At 40.0% G+C, this 2386-nt stretch carries 2 protein-coding genes; one reads left to right on the top strand and one right to left on the bottom strand.

Translation table 11 applies throughout. The features are described 5' to 3' along the window. Nucleotides 1-424: polysaccharide biosynthesis protein (locus EYA77_RS03250; protein ID WP_167815857.1), on the top strand; the 424-nt coding region annotated here is incomplete at its 5' end. 320 nt (nt 425-744) lie between these two features. Here EYA77_RS03250 and EYA77_RS03245 read toward each other — a convergent pair. After that, nucleotides 745-1668 (bottom strand): GDP-mannose 4,6-dehydratase, encoded by a 924-nt coding sequence (locus EYA77_RS03245; protein WP_245241151.1) that lies wholly within the window; start codon nt 1666-1668, stop codon nt 745-747. Between the last annotated feature and the right edge of the window lie 718 nt (nt 1669-2386).

The following is a 2386-nucleotide window of genomic DNA, read 5'->3' as shown; positions in this document are numbered from 1 at the left end:
TGTATTGACCATTCCACAATCAGTCAATCTTGTAATCAAAGCCGGAATGATGGCTAAAGGGATGGAGATCTTCATTTTGAAGATGCCGGTGTTGAAAATTATCGATCTCGCAAAAGTTATGCTGAAAAAAATAGCTCCGAAATTTGGGTATAAAGAAGAAGAACATCCCATAGAAATAATTGGAAAACGTGTGGGAGAAAAACTCTATGAAGAACTGATGACTGAGCAGGAATCAGCTTTTGCCTATGAAAACGAGGAGATGTTCATTGTATATCCTCCACATATATATGATACGAAAAATAATCATCAGTTCACTCCCCCAGATGGCTTCACGTCTGTACCAATTGGTGAATTTTCATCATTTACAGCTCGCTGTATTGATGAGAAGGAGATTGAACAGTATTTTATCGAACTCAAACTTTGATTAGAGATGAATCCTGTCGCATCTGTTAATACAGGACGAACCAAAACTCTTTTTTTCCGTAAACTGCGCGAATGTGATACTTTGCAGAATATGATTGTTAATACCTGTGTTTGCAGAAAATTTGATTGAAATGAGTGGGGGATATTCTATTCACAAATCTCTCTATTTACATCAAATCAAGATCACAACATGGTCGAGATGGAGAGTTGAACGATTTCTTCCGCGTCACACGGTCCATCTGTGATCACCTCCTTGAGCGGAAAAATGTACTTATTTATCTACCATAATATGTAGATGAATGGATATTTCGACAATTTTTATCATCCATTATTCTTTTTTAATAAATTTAACATATCGAAAATCCCTTTTTCCAAACTATTACTTGGGATATACCCCAGTTGCTCCTTTGCTTTGGTAATATCAGCCACAGAATCATGAATGTCTCCCTTCCGCTCTTCCAGATATGTAATTGGCAGATGGATATTTGTAAGATTCATGATTATATCGGCAAGAGTGTTGAGTGTTGTTGGTATCCCCGTTCCAACATTATAAACACCATATCTTGCTGAAGACATCGCTTTGATATTGGCCTGAGTTACATCATTGATATGCACAAAATCTCTTGTTTGTGTACCATTACCAAATACAAGCGGTGGTTTTGCATTAATAATGTTCTCAATAAATTTGAGTATCACAACAGCTGGCGAGTTACTATTCATTTCAGGACCATATACATTGAAATAACGGAGTGATGAGATACACATCTGATAATGTGCTGAATAATAATTACAGCAATTTTCTCCCAAAAGTTTTGTGAACGCATATGGAGATATTGGATTTGGCTGCATATCCTCCCGATTTGGCTGTGATGATTGTGCCCCATAAACTGCTGCCGTTGAAGCAAACACCATCTTATTTACGTCGTGTATCCTCATAGCCTCCAAAAGGTTTAGTGTACCCGCAACATTAACTTTATATGTCAATGCTGGATCTTCTATAGATAGACGAATATCTGACATGGCAGCTAAATGAAAAACTCCGTCAATATCATATTTATTAAATATGGCTTCTAAAGTAGTTGCATCTGTGATGTTTCCTTTTTCATATTTGATATTAGAGTTAGGAATCGGAAGAAATGAACCATTGTTGAAACTACTCATAATTACGATTTGTTCATCTTTACTTGCCAGTTCATTGACAAGGTTCTTACCAATAAACCCGGTGCCACCGGTAATTAGATACATTTAGTTGATTATTGCGATTGATTTCTATATCCTTTTTTGCATATAGTAAAATGATTATTTTTGGTCTTATCATCACAGTCATAATGACAAATTCCAAAATCTAATAGGTACCTCACCAACCAGTTTGTCCAAACTAAAGTTACCAGACTAATACTTTGAACCATTTGCGGTAATTACCGCCCCAGTAAATTCCAGTTAGGTTCATGTCTCCCTCACCCCCGCATCCCAATCATCTTCGCCACCAAGTACAATATCAGCCCCGCAATAACCAGCAGCATACCCACCCCGCATTACCCATGAGCACTATCGACTCGCAAGCCCATCTCACTTCGTTCATGGACTTGGTCGCAAAGCTTCGGTTTGGTCGCAAGGCAAAGCCTTGCTCGCAAGTTTCCTTCGAAAACTTGCTCCGCTAAGATTGCCAGCTGCGCCGTCAATCCGCCTCAGCTAAGGTCGTCCACTTCGTGTCCAACCCGCCCGATCGCAAATCAGAGATTTGCTCGGCTGAAATCGCCGGCTGCGCCGTCAATCCGCCTCCGCTGAGGCCGCCCTCCGTGTCAGCCCGCATCCGCACCTATCCGCACCTATCCGCGCCTCTTCGCGCCTATCAGGCAACCAAAAAACGCACCATCATCTCCAAAAACATCCAACAATAGTATGAGGAAAAACCCTCAGGAAGTGATACAAACAACAAACAAAAACAAAAAAACGTGTCTGC

The organism is Methanocorpusculum sp. GPch4 (assembly GCF_012062385.1).
GTDB lineage: Archaea > Halobacteriota > Methanomicrobia > Methanomicrobiales > Methanocorpusculaceae > Methanocorpusculum > Methanocorpusculum parvum.
Note: the sequence above shows the minus strand (reverse complement) of the source record. Positions and strands in the feature narration are given on the sequence as shown.

Bases quoted from the DNA above. Each gene is read 5' to 3' on its own strand.
- EYA77_RS03245 (WP_245241151.1), bottom strand. From the start codon at position 1,668: ATGTATCTAATTACCGGTGGCACCGGGTTTATTGGTAAGAACCTTGTC.